Origin of the sequence: Antarctobacter sp. (genome assembly GCF_965277915.1) — a bacterium.
In the GTDB taxonomy this organism is placed as follows: Bacteria; Pseudomonadota; Alphaproteobacteria; order Rhodobacterales; family Rhodobacteraceae; genus Antarctobacter.
In genome coordinates this window covers 4759045-4773294 of the sequence record NZ_OZ255849.1, presented here as the reverse complement: position 1 = coordinate 4773294, position 14250 = coordinate 4759045, and the positions used below count along the sequence as shown (strand labels likewise).

Genomic DNA, 14250 nt, shown 5'->3' with positions numbered 1-14250 from the left:
AGGATCGTCAGATGACGGGCAATGTGCTGATCCTGGGCGGCAGCGGGCGGTTCGGACGTCACGCGGCAGAGGCTTTCTGGAACGCGGGCTGGCGGGTCACGCTGTTCGACCGCGGGCAGGACGACCTGGCGCAAGCGGCGCGGGGGGTGGATATCATCGTGAATGGCTGGAACCCGGCCTACACAGACTGGGCCACGCAGGTTCCGGGTCTGACCGAACAGGTGATCGCGGCGGCGCGTGCCTCGGGCGCGACGGTGATCGTTCCCGGCAATGTCTATGTCTTCGGCAAGGATGCGCCAGAGGCATTTGACCCCGGTGTCCCCCATAAGGCGCGGAACCCCCTGGGCCGCGTACGGATCGAGATGGAACAGACCTACCGCGACGCGGGCATCCCCGTGATCCTGCTGCGCGCCGGGGATTTTCTGGACACCGCGGCTTCGGGCAACTGGTTCGACCTCCAGATGGCGCCCTCGTTGAAAAAGGGTGTGCTGACCTATCCCGGCGATCCGACCGTACCGCATGCCTGGGCCTTCCTGCCCGACATGGCCCGCGCCGCCGTGGCCCTGGCGGAGCGGCGCGAGATGTTGCCTCGGTTCGCCGAGGTGAATTTCCCCGGATATACGCTGACCGGGCAGGACATGGCCGGGCTGATCGGTGGCACCCTGAAACGCCAGGTGCGGATCAAGCGCATGGCGTGGTGGCCCGTCCGTCTGGCTGCGCTGGTCTGGCCCCTTGGCGCGAAACTGGTCGAAATGCGCTATCTCTGGGGCAAGCCGCATCACCTGACCAAGGACAGTTTCGACGCGCTCTTGCCGGACTTTCGTTCGACCCCGGTGGACGACGCGTTGGCCGCTGCCGTGGCGCCGGTCCTCAAGGCAGGGTCAGATCGACCCAGACGAGGCCATGCGGGCCAAGATCCGGCGACGGTGGCGTGACGCCACTGTCGATGACAGACAGCTGCCGGTCCGGCAGGACATAACTGACCCGCATCGGCCCCGTGCTGTCCCAGGTCACGGTTTCCGCATCGGGCATCGGATCCTGCAGGCGTGCGTGTTCCAGCACCCGGCGCGCGGCCGCTTGCAGACCGTTGCCGCGTGCGGGATCAAGGTTGAGGTTTCCGATCACCACGACGGGTGCGTCAGGAACAGACCCCAACTTGCCGTCCAGTGCATGGGTCCAAAGCAGAACCTCATCCCGGTTGCGACGCCCGTTCCGATCCTCGGGGCCGTCGAAGACCGGGGGGGTTGCCGCCAGTGTCAGCAAAGTCAGCCCGCCCTCGGGCGTTGCCACGCGCAGTGCCCAATGTGCTGAACTGGACAGGCGCTGCACGTCCTGGGCCGGATCGTCGGGGGCAATCGCGCTGTCAGGCACGTCCTTCCACAAGAGCGCGGAGTGATCGGCCCCAAGTTCCACCGGATAGCGCGAGAGCAAAGCCATCCCGCCCTGCCCTGCGAACCATCCGAACCCCTGCGCATCGCGCGGACCGCCACGGTAACCGTCGCCATCGATGTCCAGCCCCGTCGCCATTCCCGTATTCGGCCGCAGAGCAAAGAGATGCGAATAGCGCAGTCCCTGGTCCAACAGAAGGTCACGCAGTTTTCCCAACGTGGCCTGTCCGGCGTCATAGTCGATGTCGGTCAAGAGCAGGATGTCCGGACCAGTCGCAAGAATCGGCGACAGGTCAGGCGGCGCCTTTTCCAGGTCCGCCAGCATCAGTCCCGGTCCCTTGCGGCTGAAATCGCCGTGCCAGGTGGCAAGGCGCACCGGGTCGGCACAGGCCGCCCAAGCCACCAGGATGTAGCTGAAAAAGAGGATCAGACCGCCTGCAGATCCGCCTGCGCGTAGGCGCGGCGGCGTTTTTCCTCGATCAGGTCGGCGATGCGCATCAGCGCAACCCCCCTCATGATCAAGCTTGCCGGCAAAAAGGCCCATGCGCTCATTGTCCAGATCAGTGTTTGCGGTTCGGCCCAGGACAAGGTCGTCACATGAACCCCGGCGGCCTTCAGCAGCGCCGGAATCAAGAATGGCAGCAGGAACCCTAAGGCTACGTTAACGTGGCTGTCCCGGCGCAGTCGTCGCAGGATGTCGCCACCGGCGGTGGGATCATAAAGCGGCAGGTTGATCCAGAAATTGAAGGCACCGCGCCCCAAGGGCCAGTTCAGGATCCGCACAAGCGCCACAAACACCAGGATGGTGACAAGGGAAATGACATAGGCCAGCCCCGCAAGCGGGCGGATCTCTTCGATCATGCCCTCACCAGGTACCGCCAGCAGCATCAGGTGCACGGGCGAAAAGGAGAAATCCATCGCCTCTCCTATCCCACGGCCAAAGGCAATCAGACCGTCTGTCAGAGGCGAGGGCAGGACCGCGCCGCGGCAGATCAGCGTCAAAAGGATTACCGTCAGCGCAAGCGAGAAGAAGCGGATGCGATTGAACGGCGGGGCCGAGCGGAATTCGATCAGCGAGGGGGCGTCGGCCAAGTATTCCACGAGGGTCAGGATGGCGGCCACGAGGCCGATCAGTGCTATGATCTGGGTGGTCTCGGCACGGGTTCCGGGCATCAGCAACGCAGGCGTCGCCACGAGCAATACAACAAGGAATGCCCGCGCCCCGGCGGCCACCATTCGCGTGATCACAGTTCTGCCCTTTCGTTCCGGACGGGAGCGATACGATGCCGCGCCCTTGTTCCATCCCGAGCCCGCGCTTGAAGACGGGTTGCCTCAATCTTGCCCAAGTTTTGCCCCTTTCCCCCGGATCGCTCAAGCATTCAAGGGAGGCTTGCTCAGATTCATGTCCCTTTCGGGGAGTCACTGGTGCGGGATTGCATCAATTCTGCGGCACAAAAAAGGCGCGTTAAGAACACACCGCAATATCTTGGGGGAAAAGAAAAAACTGCCACAAGAGGCCTGCCCGAAATTCGGGCCATCCATTAACCCGGCGTTAGCGAGTGTGGCGATCACGGCCCTTGGGAGAGCCGGAAACGCCCCCGCCACGGACCGCGGCGGGGGCGAGAGTCTCGGGATCAGACCCAGGGACGTGCCTGCGCAGCCTGCGCCTCGAAGGCGTCGATCGCGGGCGCCTTTTCCATCGAGAGGCCAATGTCGTCCAGGCCTTCGAGCAAGCAGTGCTTCTTGAACGGATCGATCTCGAAGCTGAAGCTCTCGCCGTCCGAGGTCGTGACGGTCTGTGCCTCCAGATCGACGATCATGCGCGCGTTGGAACCCTTTTCGGCGTCCTTCATCAGCACGTCCACGGCCTCTTGCGGCAGCTTGATCGGCAACAGGCCGTTCTTGAAGCAGTTGTTGTAAAAGATATCGGCGAATGAGGTCGAGATGATCGCCTTGATGCCAAAATCCTTGAGCGCCCAGGGCGCGTGTTCCCGCGAGGAACCACAACCAAAGTTGTCGCCCGCGACAAGGATCTCCGTTTCGCGGTACTGCGGCTGGTTCAGCACGAAATCGGGGATCTCGTTGCCCTGCCGGTCATAGCGCATCTCGTCGAAGAGATTCACGCCGAGACCCGACCGCTTGATGGTCTTCAGAAAGACCTTGGGGATGATCATGTCGGTGTCGATGTTGACCAGCGGCATGGGCGCCGCGATCCCGGTGAGTTTTTCGAACTTTTCCATCGGTCAGGATCCTCAGGCGTTTTCGGTCATCAGCGCGCGCACATCGGTCAGGTGACCGGTCAGCGCGGCAGCAGCGGCCATGGCGGGCGACACGAGATGCGTGCGCCCCTTGTAGCCCTGGCGGCCCTCGAAGTTGCGGTTCGAGGTGGAGGCACAGCGCTCACCCTCGGACAGCTGGTCGGGGTTCATGGCGAGACACATGGAACAGCCCGCAAGGCGCCATTCGAAACCCGCCTCCTTGAAGATGTCGGCCAGGCCTTCTTCCTCGGCCTGTGCACGGACAAGGCCCGACCCGGGCACGATCATCGCACGCATGCCGTCCTTGATCTTTTTCCCCTTCACGACCTCGGCAGCGGCGCGCAAATCCTCGATCCGGCCATTGGTGCAGGAACCGATGAACACGGTGTCGATCTGGATGTCGGTCAGCGGCGTGCCGGGCTTGAGGCCCATGTAGTCCAGCGACCGCTGTGCCGCGGCAACCTTGCCACCCTTAAAGCTGTCGGGCGCGGGAACGACCGCCGAGATCGGCAGCGCGTCCTCGGGCGAGGTGCCCCAGGTCACGGTGGGTTCGATCGACTCGCCGGGGATGGTCAGCACCTTGTCCCAATGCGCGTCATCGTCCGAATACAGCGTCTTCCACCAGTTGAGCGCGGCCTCCCACTGGGCGCCCTTCGGCGCGTGGGGGCGGCCCTTGACGTATTCGAACGTGGTTTCGTCCGGCGCGATCAGGCCAGCGCGGGCGCCACCTTCGATGGCCATGTTGCAGATGGTCATGCGGCCTTCCATCGAGAGGTCGCGGATCGCTTCGCCGCAATACTCGATGACATAGCCGGTGCCGCCGGCGGTACCGGTTTCGGCAATGATGCGCAGGACGATGTCCTTGGCGGTCACACCCGGCGCCAGCTTGCCGGTGATCTCGACCTTCATGTTCTTGGACTTGGACTGAATCAGCGTCTGGGTGGCCAGGACGTGCTCGACCTCTGACGTGCCGATGCCATGTGCCAGCGCGCCGAAGGCGCCATGCGTGGCGGTGTGGCTGTCGCCGCAGACCACGGTCATGCCCGGCAGGGTCCAGCCCTGTTCGGGGCCGACGATGTGCACGATGCCCTGACGGATGTCCGACACAGGGTAATAGTGAATGCCGAATTCCTTGGCGTTCTGGTCCAGTGCGGCCACCTGGATGCGGCTGTCCTCGGGCATCTGGTCGGGGTTCTCACGGCCCTGGGTGGTGGGCACGTTGTGATCCGGCACGGCGATGGTCTTGTCCGGCGCGCGCACGGAGCGGCCCGCCATGCGCAGACCTTCGAAGGCCTGCGGGCTTGTCACCTCGTGCACGAGGTGGCGGTCGATGTAGATGAGGCTGGTGCCGTCTTCGTCCTCGTGGACGAGATGGGCATCCCAGATCTTGTCATAAAGCGTCTTGGGGGACATCGGTCCTCTCCCGTTGATTGGCGAATGGCTTGTCGGAAGGGTGGCGCGGGCACGCGCCGGGCAATTCAGGCGCGCGCCTGTAGCCGGGCCAGCACGGTATGCGTGGCGCCGTAGAAACGTTCGCGCAAGCGCGCGCGGTCTGTCCTGTCGACATGGGGTTTCATGATCCCGCCTGATACAGCCTCGCACAGATTCCCGCAAGAGAGCGCCGACGCCCGTCAGGGCCGCTCTTCAAGGACGTGGACCCTTGCCGCTTGCGCCACCTGGCGGATACGCGGCAGGGTTCCTGACCCGCCGTGAAACACACCCCCAGGCATGCCCGACGTTGGCAGCCTGTCCACACCATGACAAAGAAACATTCAGCGGCGGCGGTTTGCCGGGCAAGGGTCACATGGCCGCTCCGGCCTGTGGACAAACTGACGCGGCCCCCTTGTTGCATGACAGGATCTGGCCCATTTTCCAGCGGTCCGCGGGAAAATACCGCGCAAGACTTCCGAAAATCTTGATCCGTGTGCCGGGGCATTGCGTACCCGTTGCATGAGGAAATGAGGCATCCGATGCGCAGCGCATTGAACATCGTCAATCTTGGCCTGATCGCCGTGCTGATCGTGGCAGCGTTCAGCGTGCAGGCCCGCGTGGAATCAAGCGGGATCACCCCGCTGACCGTTCTGGTCGAGTGACGCCGGGACACCGGTCGCCCTGTCAGGCGGACCGGTCCCACGGGTGCCAGCGCCGCGCCGCCCCACGGGGCGGCGTCATTCGTTTTCAGGCATTGCCGGAACGATCAGGTCGCATCGGCCCAGAGGTCGGTCGAAAGGTATTTCAAACCGCTGTCGCACAGCACGATCCCCACGGTACGGCCCTGTTCAGGCCCGCGTAGCAGTTCCGCCGCCGCAGCAAGGTTCGCGCCCGAGGAGTAGCCGGCAAACAGACCCTCTGTCCGTGCCAGCAGGCGGGCGTGCTCTCGGGCCTGATCGCCGCTGACGGACAGGGTTCCCGACAACGGGGCGTCCCGCAGATGCACCAGGTCCGCCATGCCATAACCGCCGCCCTGGATCGGGTGATCCGGCTGCGTGGTATCACCGCCGGCGATGGCCTCGGCGCCGCGAGGTTCCACCGCGTAGCAACGCACGCCCCTGGGGGCGAGAAACCGCGCCGTGCCCGCCAGCGTCCCGCCGGATCCGACAAAATCCGCAAAGACCTCGATCACGCCCCCGGACTGCGTCCAGAACTCCGGCCCGGTGCCGGTTTCATGCGCCGCGGGGTTGCCCGGATGGCCGAACTGATCGGCACGAAAGGCGCCTCGGTCCCGCGTGATACGCTGCGCCGCCTCTTCGACCCGCGCAAGATCTGCGCCCGAGACCTGGCCCGGCGTACTGCCCGGCGCCTGATCGATGAGCTCCACCTCGGCGCCCAGCGCCGCCATCATGCGTGCCCGTTCGACCGAGTTGCCCCGGCTCATCACCGCGATAAAGGGATGGCCCAGGATCCCGCAGACGATGGCCAGCCCGGTGCCCATGTTGCCCGAGGTCAGCTCGACCACCGGCTGCCCAGGCTGCAACGCGCCCGCGTCTCGCGCCGCCTCGATGATGGCGCGGGCCGCCCGGTCCTTCTTGGAAAACCCCGGCAACAGGAAATCGGGCTTGGCCAGGATGCGGCCCTCGACCCCAAGCGCCGCGCAGGCGCGGGTGAGGTCGACAAGCGGCGTGTTTCCGATGGCCTCGATGGCAGAACTCAAGATCATGGCGGGAAGCTGCGCCGCCCTTGGCCACAAGTCAAGCAAGCCAGAGGGTTGCACGGTGCCCCCTTTGCAATAGTCTTTGACTGCCCGATGACCCGCACCGACGGAAGGTGACATGGACCCACAGGAACCGCTGCCGCTGGACCCCGAGGCCCTGATCGGCCTCTGGGAATTCCTGCTGGCCGAAGGCGAGTTGCTGTGGCGACAGGCCATGCGACCCTGGACCACCTACCAGATCGGGATCATTCTCGCCGTCTTCCTGCTGGCCTGGGTTCTGCGTGCCCTCATCCGACCGCGCTATTCCGAATGGCTGCGCAGCCGCGAGAACTGGCCGAAATGGCGGTTGCGGATCGGCCTGATCGTGCAGCGACGGATGCGGATGATACTGTTCGTCGCGATGATCTGGATCGCCTTCCTGGTGATGAAGGAACTCACCTGGTCATACCGGTCGCTGTTGCTGCGGGTGGTGGCGAACCTGTCGACAGCCTGGCTGTTCATCGCTTTCGCGACTCGGTTGATCGCGAACCCGGCACTGGGCGTGGTGGTCCGCTACGGCGCCTGGACTTGGGCCACGCTGTCGATCCTCGGCTGGACCGACGAGGCGGAAAGCACGCTGGAATCCATTGCCATCACGATGGGAGAGACGCGGCTTTCGATGTGGTTGATCATCAAGGCCGCTGTCAGCATGGCAGTGCTATTGGCCCTGGCCCGACTGATGGCGGGTGCCTCGGCGGCCTCGATCCGGCGGAACACCGCGATCAGCCCCTCGATGCAGGTGCTGGCGGTCAAGGTCCTGCAGGTGATCCTGTTCGGCTCTGCCTTCTTCATCGCGCTGAAATCGGTGGGGGTGGATCTGACCGGCCTGGCGGTGCTGTCGGGCGCCATCGGCGTGGGCCTTGGCTTTGGCCTGCAAAAGGTGGTGTCCAACCTCGTGTCCGGCATCATCATCCTGCTCGACAAGTCGATCAAGCCCGGAGACGTCATCAGTCTGGGCGAGACCTTTGGCTGGATCGAGTCGCTGGGCGCGCGCTATGTCAGTGTGGTCACGCGGGATGGCCGGGAATACCTGATCCCGAACGAGGATCTGATCACCGGGCAGGTGGTGAACTGGTCGCATTCCAATGATTTCGTGCGGCTCGACATCCATTTCGGCACCTCCTACCAGGACGACCCGCATGAGGTGCGCCGCATCGCCATTGCCGCCGCGCAAAGCGTGGACAGGGTGCTCAGCCACAAACCGCCGGTCTGCCACATCATAGGCTTTGGCGACTCCTCGGTGGACTATGTCCTGCGCTTCTGGATCACCGACCCCACGGGCGGGCTGACCAATATCCGGGGCAACGTCTACCTCGCCCTCTGGGACGCCTTCCAGGCCAACGACATCTCGATCCCCTTCCCGCAGCGCGAGGTGCGGGTGCTGAAGGATGAGGACCCGGCCCCGCCAGTCATCGACTGACACACGCGACCGGGAGCTTCAGCCGATCACTTCGCCGACCAGCATCTGTGGCTGGCAATCGGTGAATTTCGGAATGTCGTCCAACAGCGGCTGCGCCTTGCCCATGCCCTCTTTCAACGCGGCGCCATCCTTGAACACCAGCGTCGCGATGGCATGAAAGCCGGGCGGCGTGTCTGGCCCGCCGGACAGCCCCTTGGTGGCAAGGGCGGTCTTCAGGTAAGGCCCCCAGATCTCGGTCACCATCGGAAGGTGCGTGCTGACGTAGTAGTCATGGTCGAAATGAGTGCCCTCCGTGGCCGGATAGAGCACCTGAACGCTGTTGGCCATTGCGCTTCCTCCCTGTTGTTCGTTCGGTTTACCACAAGTGGCGTGCCGTTACGTCTCAATTTGCAAACCCGCCCTGAGGGCTGACAAACCCATGTCGCACGCGCATAGTCCCCCCATATTCAGGAGGGGACCATGAGCGAAGATATCGTCATCCTGAGCGGTGCGCGCACCGCCATCGGCACGTTCGGCGGCAGCCTTGCAGGCACGCCGCCCATTGACCTCGGGACAGTGGCGGCCAAGGCCGCGCTGGAGCGCGCGGGCGTCGACGGAGGGCAGATCGGGCATGTGGTGTTCGGCCATGTCATCAATACCGAACCGCGCGACATGTACCTCAGCCGCGTGGCGGCAATGCAGGCAGGCATCCCTGACAGTACCCCGGCCATGAACGTCAACCGGCTTTGCGGGTCGGGCGCTCAGGCGATCGTCTCGGCGGTGCAGTCGCTGATGCTGGGGGACGCGGATTTCGCGCTGGCCGGCGGGGCCGAGGCCATGTCGCGGTCTCCCTTTGCCATCACCGATCAGCGCTGGGGCGCCAAGATGGGCGACGTCAAGACGCTGGACATGATGTTGGGCGCGCTGAACTGCCCCTTCGGCACCGGCCACATGGGCGTGACGGCAGAGAATGTCGCCTCGGAACATGACATCAGCCGCGCGGCGCAGGACGCCTTTGCGCTGGAAAGCCAGGAACGCGCGGCCAAGGCCATTGCCGAGGGACGTTTCGCCGAGCAGATCGTGCCGGTGCAGGTGCGCAAGAAGCGCGACATGGTGGACTTCGACACCGACGAACACCCCAAGGCCACGACGCTGGAAGCGCTGTCCGGCCTGCGCGCGGTGTTCCAGAAGGACGGCAGCGTTACGGCGGGCAATGCCAGCGGCATCAATGACGGCGCGGCGGCGCTGGTGCTGGCGCGGGCCTCGGCAGCCGAAAGCGCGGGCCTGAAAGCCCGGGCGCGGGTGCTGGGCTATGCTCATGCCGGTGTGCGCCCCGAGGTCATGGGCATTGGCCCGGTCCCCGCGGTCGAGGCCCTGTTGAAGCGGACCGGCCTGACGGCAAGCGATTTCGACGTGATCGAATCGAACGAGGCCTTCGCGGCGCAGGCGCTGGCCGTGAACAAGGAACTGGGGCTTGATCCGTCAAAGGTGAACCCCAACGGCGGCGCCATCGCCCTGGGCCACCCGGTCGGCGCGACGGGCGCGATCATCACGGTCAAGGCGCTGCATGAACTGGAGCGGATCGGAGGATCCAGGGCGCTGATCACCATGTGCATCGGCGGCGGTCAGGGCATCGCGCTGGCGATCGAGCGGATCTGACGGAACCGACCACAGGTCGTCGCACAAAAGATCAATGCCAGGGAAGCGAGGGGCCAGCCCCTCGCGCTCCCCGGAGAATTTTCAGCCCAAAGAAACCGGATCCACGCCCACCCTCAGGCGACCGCATGCGCGATGGCGCATTGTTTCCAGAGCACAGTGAGCGCCTCGACCAGGTGGTCGATGTCGGCGTCGGAATGCAGCGGTCCGGGGGTGAAGCGCAGGCGCTCGGTGCCCTTGGGCACGGTTGGATAGTTGATCGGCTGCACGTAGATCCCCCAGTCGCGCATCAGGATGTCCGCCAGCATCCGGCATTTGACCGGGTCCTTGATCATCACAGGGATGATGTGGCTGTCGTTGGCCAGGTGCGGGATGCCCCGCCGGTCCAGTGCCGCGCGCAGACGCGCCACCTGGCGGCGCTGCTGCCGGCGCTCGGTGTCCGAGACCTTCAGATGCGCGATCGAGGCCTGGGCCGCGGCCGCAACCGCCGGCGGCAGCGCGGTGGTAAAGATGAACCCCGAGGCAAAGCTGCGGATGAAATCGCACAGCGCGCGCGAGCCCGAGACATAGCCGCCCATGCAGCCATAGGCCTTGCCCAGCGTGCCTTCGATCAGGGTGATCCTGTCGGCCAGGCCGCGCGCCTCGGCGATGCCGCCGCCGCGCGGGCCATAGAGACCCACGGCATGCACCTCGTCGAGATAGGTCATGGCGCCGTGCCGTTCCGCCACGTCGACGATCTCGGCCATCGGGCAGATGTCGCCATCCATCGAGTAGACGGACTCGAAGGCGACGATCTTGGGCGCATTGGCGGGCAGCGCCGCCAGCTTGCGGTCCAGGTCCTCGGGGTCGTTGTGGCGCCAGATCACCTTCTGCGCGCGGGAATGGCGGATGCCTTCGATCATGCTGGCGTGGTTGGCGGCGTCCGAGAGGATCACCGCATCCGCCAGCCGGCTGCCCAGGGTCGAGAGCGCGGCCCAGTTCGAGACATAGCCCGAGGTGAAGAGCAGCGCCGCCTCCTTGCCGTGCAGGTCGGCGAGTTCACGCTCCAGCGCGACGTGGTGCGCATTGGTGCCCGAGATGTTGCGCGTGCCGCCCGCCCCGGTGCCGCACTGGTCCACCACCTCCTTCATCCGCGCGCGCACGGCAGGGTGCTGCCCCATCCCGAGGTAGTCGTTCGAACACCAGACGGTGATATCTTGCACGCCCCCCTCCGCCTGGTGTCGAGCCTTGGGAAAGGCCTGGCAGTCCCGCTCCAGCTCGGCGAAGAAGCGATAGTTGCCCTCTGCTTTCAGGTCGTCCAATTGGGCGGTGAACAGGGCGTCGAAATCCATCGGGCGTCTCCAGTCTCGATCTTCGGCATCCGACCGGATCGTCCCGGCACGGACAAATGCCCAACGAGCCTAGGCGCACGGGCCGGCATGGCACAGTCCGGTTTTCCTGAGGTGAGCCTGTTCCGGCGCGGTTTCGACGTGCAAAGACCCCGCGCCTGCCCCTATAAGTGGCCAATCCTGACCCATCACGAGGGGCCAAGCCCCGGACCGCCATGACGATCATGATTCCCGCCTGGGTGGATGGCACCCTGCAACCGGTGGAAAAGCTGGAAGCCCACGAACGCGGCCTGAAACACAAGGCCGTGTCGGTCTTTGTCACGCGCGGGGACGAGGTGCTGATCCAGCGCCGGGCCCTGGGCAAGTATCACACGCCCGGGCTTTGGGCGAATACCTGTTGCACCCACCCCGAATGGGACGAATCCGCGGCCGCCTGTGCGGTGCGCCGGTTGCAGGACGAACTGGGCATCACGGGCGTTGCGCCCCGTCACATGGGGCAGGTCGAATACCGGGCCGGGGTGGGCGATGGCATGGTCGAGCACGAGGTGGTCGAGATCTTTCGCGCCGAAGCGATAGCCGGGATGACCCTGGCGCCGAACCCCGAGGAGGTCATGGACATTCGCTGGGTGCCGCGTGGCGAACTGGCGGCAGAGGTGCGCGAGACGCCCGAGCAGTTCACACCCTGGCTGCGCATCTACCTGGATCGGCACGCGAGCCTCGTCTTTGGACCGGACAAGGGGGCGGCAGGCTGACAGGGCGCGCCCACGCGGTCGTGACACCGATCAGCAGGCCAACTGGCTACCCGAAGTGAGCGGTCATTTAAGAACGCTATCCCGCACCCCAAGCCACCGGGGCGGCGGCTGTTTGCTGCCGTGTCAGTTCCCCGTGGCAGAGAAGTGCTGGTAGTCCTTCATCGAAGTCCAATCGCCGCCCCAGCCCCAGCCGCGTTTCTTGAATGCCGTCACCACGGCGTCCCCGGCAACGATCACCCCCCGCGACCTTGCGCGCCGCTCGCCCGGGGCGTCGTAATCGACGCCGGCCGAGGGCGAGGTGCGCCCGCCCGACACAAAGGGGTTCTGCACCGGGTTGATGTCGACGGCGCGCCCCAGCGCATGTTGGGACAGGCGCGAGGTGCCCGCCACGACACGACAGTTGAAGGCGCTTGTGTTGTTGGCCGCCATCGAAAACCCGTCATCACCGCGAAAGTGATGCACCAGCCGCATGCTCTGGATCGGGTATCCGGCGGCGTGGATTTCGGCGAAGATGTCCAGAATGTCGTTGGACACATCTGTGGCGACAATCAACTCGCCCTGCCGGGTACGGCCCTTGAAATCAACATATGGCACGGTCAGCAGGCGCAGGTCTTCGCGCGCCGGGCAGGGCAAGTTCGTGTGCCAGCTGACGCCCTGCATCGCAGCCCAGGTGGCATCCGGGATCGGCTGGGCCGTGCCCCGCGCCTGCGCGCTGGCCATCGAGGCCGAAATCACCATGCCAAGCACTCCGGCCCAAAGGACTATCCGCATCCTGTCTCTCCTGTTCATCTCGCCTTTGCCAAAGGGAAGCCCGCGGGAGCGGGTGCTGCAAGTCAGGTAATCCGGCACTTATTCGGCCAGGAAGTGCCGACTGACGAACCCCGTGTTCCCGTCCGACGCAACCACCTGGTACCACAGCATGTTCTCGGCAATGCAGCCTTCGGCCTCGCGTCGCAGGTCCTGCGCCTGCGGTTCCGCGGCAAAGGCCGAGCAGATGTTGAGGCAGGTCTGTCCCCGCTGCGAGTCGCGCAGTGGCACAAGGCGACCCGTATCGGGAACCTGAACCCGTTCGGCCAATCGCAACTGCCCGACGATGGGGGCACGCAGACCGGGCGCGGCGCGCAGATTGACGAAGTCATTGACGTTGATGACCCGGGCCGAAGTGCTCGCCAGCCGGCAGTTGTTGAACCCGCCCGCCCCGCCCACGGCAGATCCCGGGTCGCGCACTGCGCGGAAGAAGGTATCGACATGCGTGGCATCTCCTTCGGTCCAGACCGGCAGATCGGCTATCAACGTCTCGGACGGGTAGAGCATGTAGGGAAAGGCCCAGCCGCTGACAGACTGATCCGTGGCGCCGCCGGTATAGCTGGCCGCGCCCATCGCCTGGACCGGCCCGTTGTCACCGTAGACACGCAATTCGCACCGGGCAGAACCCTCGTATCGAAAGGTGCTGTTGCTGAGGGCATAAAGCGATCTGTCGTCGATCTCTTCGTAGGTGAAGTCCAGAAGCTGCAGTGGCGGGCGCAGTGGATAGTCGATCAGCCCGGAATCGACGTGCCAGCAGAGGTGCGAAAGCGCCTGTTGCGCATTGCCACCCGGAAAGGCGACCGGTGCCACCGCGATCTCCCATTGCGCGGCCTGGCCAACCGTCTTGACATAGGCCATCTCGAAAGGCGGGGTGCCCAGCAGCGCCAGGAACAGGGAATCCGGGATCGCGGTGCCCATGTCTGCGCGGTGCCGCAACACCCCCGCCATGCTGTCAAGCGCGATGGCATAGGCGGTATCGACCTCCTCCCGCGTGTAGGCCCGATCCCCCAGCAGCAAAGAAGGGGCATGAAAGCCCAGCTTGCCCCGAGGATGCAGAAGCCTGTCACTGCTATGGGCGCCGCCCGCCTCGGGATGGCGGTAGCGGCCTGCAAGGAAAACGATGGCGCAGGCGCTTTCGCAGGCCGCGTTGCCGGGCACGGCGGTGCCATAGGCCCACTCGCCGATCAGGTCGGCCATCGCCAGTGCCTCGCGCAGCCGTCCACCGGGGGAGTCCAGGCAGATGCGGCGCCCGACCGGTGAATAATCGGCGGTAAAGCCGATCTCGTCCAGCAACGCGCGCAGGGCATCGGCATCTCCATCCTCGATTTGCCCCTCTATCGAGATACGGCAGCCCATGACCGGGTCACCACCCCGGATGATCGTCGCTGCGGCGGCGGGTTGACCCCCGACCAACGAACACAGCCAAATGACTGCAAGGATGAGGCGAAGTGCGCTGGTCATATCGGGGCTCG

14 protein-coding genes are annotated in these 14250 nt (G+C 65.1%); 5 read left to right on the top strand and 9 right to left on the bottom strand.

Annotated features, from left to right (window positions below; genetic code table 11):
• The first annotated feature begins 11 nt into the window (after positions 1-11).
• Entirely contained in the window at positions 12-935 is a 924-nt protein-coding gene (locus ACQY5B_RS24165; RefSeq protein WP_420326979.1) for a Rossmann-fold NAD(P)-binding domain-containing protein, read from the top strand.
• Here ACQY5B_RS24165 and ACQY5B_RS24160 read toward each other — a convergent pair.
• The 4 genes from ACQY5B_RS24160 to leuC all read right to left on the bottom strand — a co-directional run bounded on the left by ACQY5B_RS24160 (position 871) and on the right by leuC (position 5059).
• Positions 871-1791, bottom strand: a complete 921-nt coding sequence (locus ACQY5B_RS24160) for an endonuclease/exonuclease/phosphatase family protein (protein ID WP_420326980.1) — start codon at positions 1789-1791, stop codon at positions 871-873. The two genes, ACQY5B_RS24165 and ACQY5B_RS24160, sit on opposite strands and share 65 nt — an antisense overlap.
• A gap of 23 nt (positions 1792-1814) precedes the next feature.
• Entirely contained in the window at positions 1815-2636 is an 822-nt protein-coding gene (locus ACQY5B_RS24155; RefSeq protein WP_371931832.1) for a hypothetical protein, read from the bottom strand.
• A gap of 386 nt (positions 2637-3022) precedes the next feature.
• The gene (gene leuD, locus ACQY5B_RS24150; protein ID WP_306043723.1) at positions 3023-3628 is read right to left on the bottom strand and encodes a 3-isopropylmalate dehydratase small subunit; all 606 of its coding nucleotides are present in this window, start codon (positions 3626-3628) and stop codon (positions 3023-3025) included.
• 12 nt (positions 3629-3640) lie between these two features.
• Positions 3641-5059 carry a 3-isopropylmalate dehydratase large subunit gene (leuC, locus tag ACQY5B_RS24145; RefSeq protein ID WP_305970158.1) on the bottom strand — a complete coding sequence of 473 codons (1419 nt, stop codon included), beginning with the start codon at positions 5057-5059 and terminating at the stop codon, positions 3641-3643.
• 557 nt (positions 5060-5616) lie between these two features.
• Between leuC and ACQY5B_RS24140 the strand changes: the two genes are divergently transcribed.
• Positions 5617-5739, top strand: coding sequence for a hypothetical protein (locus tag ACQY5B_RS24140; protein ID WP_263281699.1), 123 nt, complete (start codon positions 5617-5619; stop codon positions 5737-5739).
• A gap of 104 nt (positions 5740-5843) precedes the next feature.
• Here ACQY5B_RS24140 and ACQY5B_RS24135 read toward each other — a convergent pair whose 3' ends face one another.
• A complete protein-coding gene (locus ACQY5B_RS24135) occupies positions 5844-6803 on the bottom strand; it encodes a PLP-dependent cysteine synthase family protein (protein WP_420326981.1) in 960 nt (319 codons plus the stop codon).
• Positions 6804-6915: 112 nt separating this feature from the next.
• Here ACQY5B_RS24135 and ACQY5B_RS24130 point away from each other — a divergent pair, with 112 nt between their 5' ends.
• A complete protein-coding gene (locus ACQY5B_RS24130; RefSeq protein ID WP_420326982.1) occupies positions 6916-8256 on the top strand; it encodes a mechanosensitive ion channel family protein in 1341 nt (446 codons plus the stop codon).
• Between the two features lie 18 nt (positions 8257-8274).
• Here the strand turns inward: ACQY5B_RS24130 and ACQY5B_RS24125 are convergent, their stop codons facing one another.
• Positions 8275-8583, bottom strand: coding sequence for an EthD family reductase (locus ACQY5B_RS24125; protein ID WP_305970155.1), 309 nt, complete (start codon positions 8581-8583; stop codon positions 8275-8277).
• A 132-nt stretch (positions 8584-8715) separates the two neighbouring features.
• On the opposite strand from ACQY5B_RS24125, the gene ACQY5B_RS24120 reads away from it, so the two are divergent.
• The gene (locus ACQY5B_RS24120; protein WP_420326983.1) at positions 8716-9894 is read left to right on the top strand and encodes an acetyl-CoA C-acyltransferase family protein; all 1179 of its coding nucleotides are present in this window, start codon (positions 8716-8718) and stop codon (positions 9892-9894) included.
• A gap of 113 nt (positions 9895-10007) precedes the next feature.
• Here ACQY5B_RS24120 and hemA read toward each other — a convergent pair whose 3' ends face one another.
• Positions 10008-11222 carry a 5-aminolevulinate synthase gene (hemA, locus tag ACQY5B_RS24115; RefSeq protein WP_420326984.1) on the bottom strand — a complete coding sequence of 405 codons (1215 nt, stop codon included), beginning with the start codon at positions 11220-11222 and terminating at the stop codon, positions 10008-10010.
• 212 nt (positions 11223-11434) lie between these two features.
• Here hemA and idi point away from each other — a divergent pair, with 212 nt between their 5' ends.
• The gene (gene idi / locus ACQY5B_RS24110; protein ID WP_420326985.1) at positions 11435-11971 is read left to right on the top strand and encodes an isopentenyl-diphosphate Delta-isomerase; all 537 of its coding nucleotides are present in this window, start codon (positions 11435-11437) and stop codon (positions 11969-11971) included.
• Positions 11972-12094: 123 nt separating this feature from the next.
• Here idi and ACQY5B_RS24105 read toward each other — a convergent pair whose 3' ends face one another.
• Together ACQY5B_RS24105 and ACQY5B_RS24100 are read right to left on the bottom strand one after the other, a co-directional pair.
• Positions 12095-12742 (bottom strand): M15 family metallopeptidase, encoded by a 648-nt coding sequence (locus ACQY5B_RS24105; RefSeq protein WP_420326986.1) that lies wholly within the window; start codon positions 12740-12742, stop codon positions 12095-12097.
• Between the two features lie 78 nt (positions 12743-12820).
• The gene (locus tag ACQY5B_RS24100) at positions 12821-14239 is read right to left on the bottom strand and encodes a hypothetical protein (protein ID WP_420326987.1); all 1419 of its coding nucleotides are present in this window, start codon (positions 14237-14239) and stop codon (positions 12821-12823) included.
• Between the last annotated feature and the right edge of the window lie 11 nt (positions 14240-14250).

Coding starts and splice junctions, on each gene's coding strand:
- ACQY5B_RS24165 (WP_420326979.1), top strand. CDS start 12: ATGACGGGCAATGTGCTGATCCTGGGCGGCAGCGGGCGGTTCGGACGT.
- leuD (WP_306043723.1), bottom strand. CDS start 3,628: ATGGAAAAGTTCGAAAAACTCACCGGGATCGCGGCGCCCATGCCGCTG.
- leuC (WP_305970158.1), bottom strand. CDS start 5,059: ATGTCCCCCAAGACGCTTTATGACAAGATCTGGGATGCCCATCTCGTC.
- ACQY5B_RS24140 (WP_263281699.1), top strand. CDS start 5,617: ATGCGCAGCGCATTGAACATCGTCAATCTTGGCCTGATCGCCGTGCTG.
- ACQY5B_RS24135 (WP_420326981.1), bottom strand. CDS start 6,803: ATGATCTTGAGTTCTGCCATCGAGGCCATCGGAAACACGCCGCTTGTC.
- ACQY5B_RS24130 (WP_420326982.1), top strand. CDS start 6,916: ATGGACCCACAGGAACCGCTGCCGCTGGACCCCGAGGCCCTGATCGGC.
- ACQY5B_RS24125 (WP_305970155.1), bottom strand. CDS start 8,583: ATGGCCAACAGCGTTCAGGTGCTCTATCCGGCCACGGAGGGCACTCAT.
- ACQY5B_RS24120 (WP_420326983.1), top strand. CDS start 8,716: ATGAGCGAAGATATCGTCATCCTGAGCGGTGCGCGCACCGCCATCGGC.
- hemA (WP_420326984.1), bottom strand. CDS start 11,222: ATGGATTTCGACGCCCTGTTCACCGCCCAATTGGACGACCTGAAAGCA.
- idi (WP_420326985.1), top strand. CDS start 11,435: ATGACGATCATGATTCCCGCCTGGGTGGATGGCACCCTGCAACCGGTG.
- ACQY5B_RS24105 (WP_420326986.1), bottom strand. CDS start 12,742: ATGCGGATAGTCCTTTGGGCCGGAGTGCTTGGCATGGTGATTTCGGCC.
- ACQY5B_RS24100 (WP_420326987.1), bottom strand. CDS start 14,239: ATGACCAGCGCACTTCGCCTCATCCTTGCAGTCATTTGGCTGTGTTCG.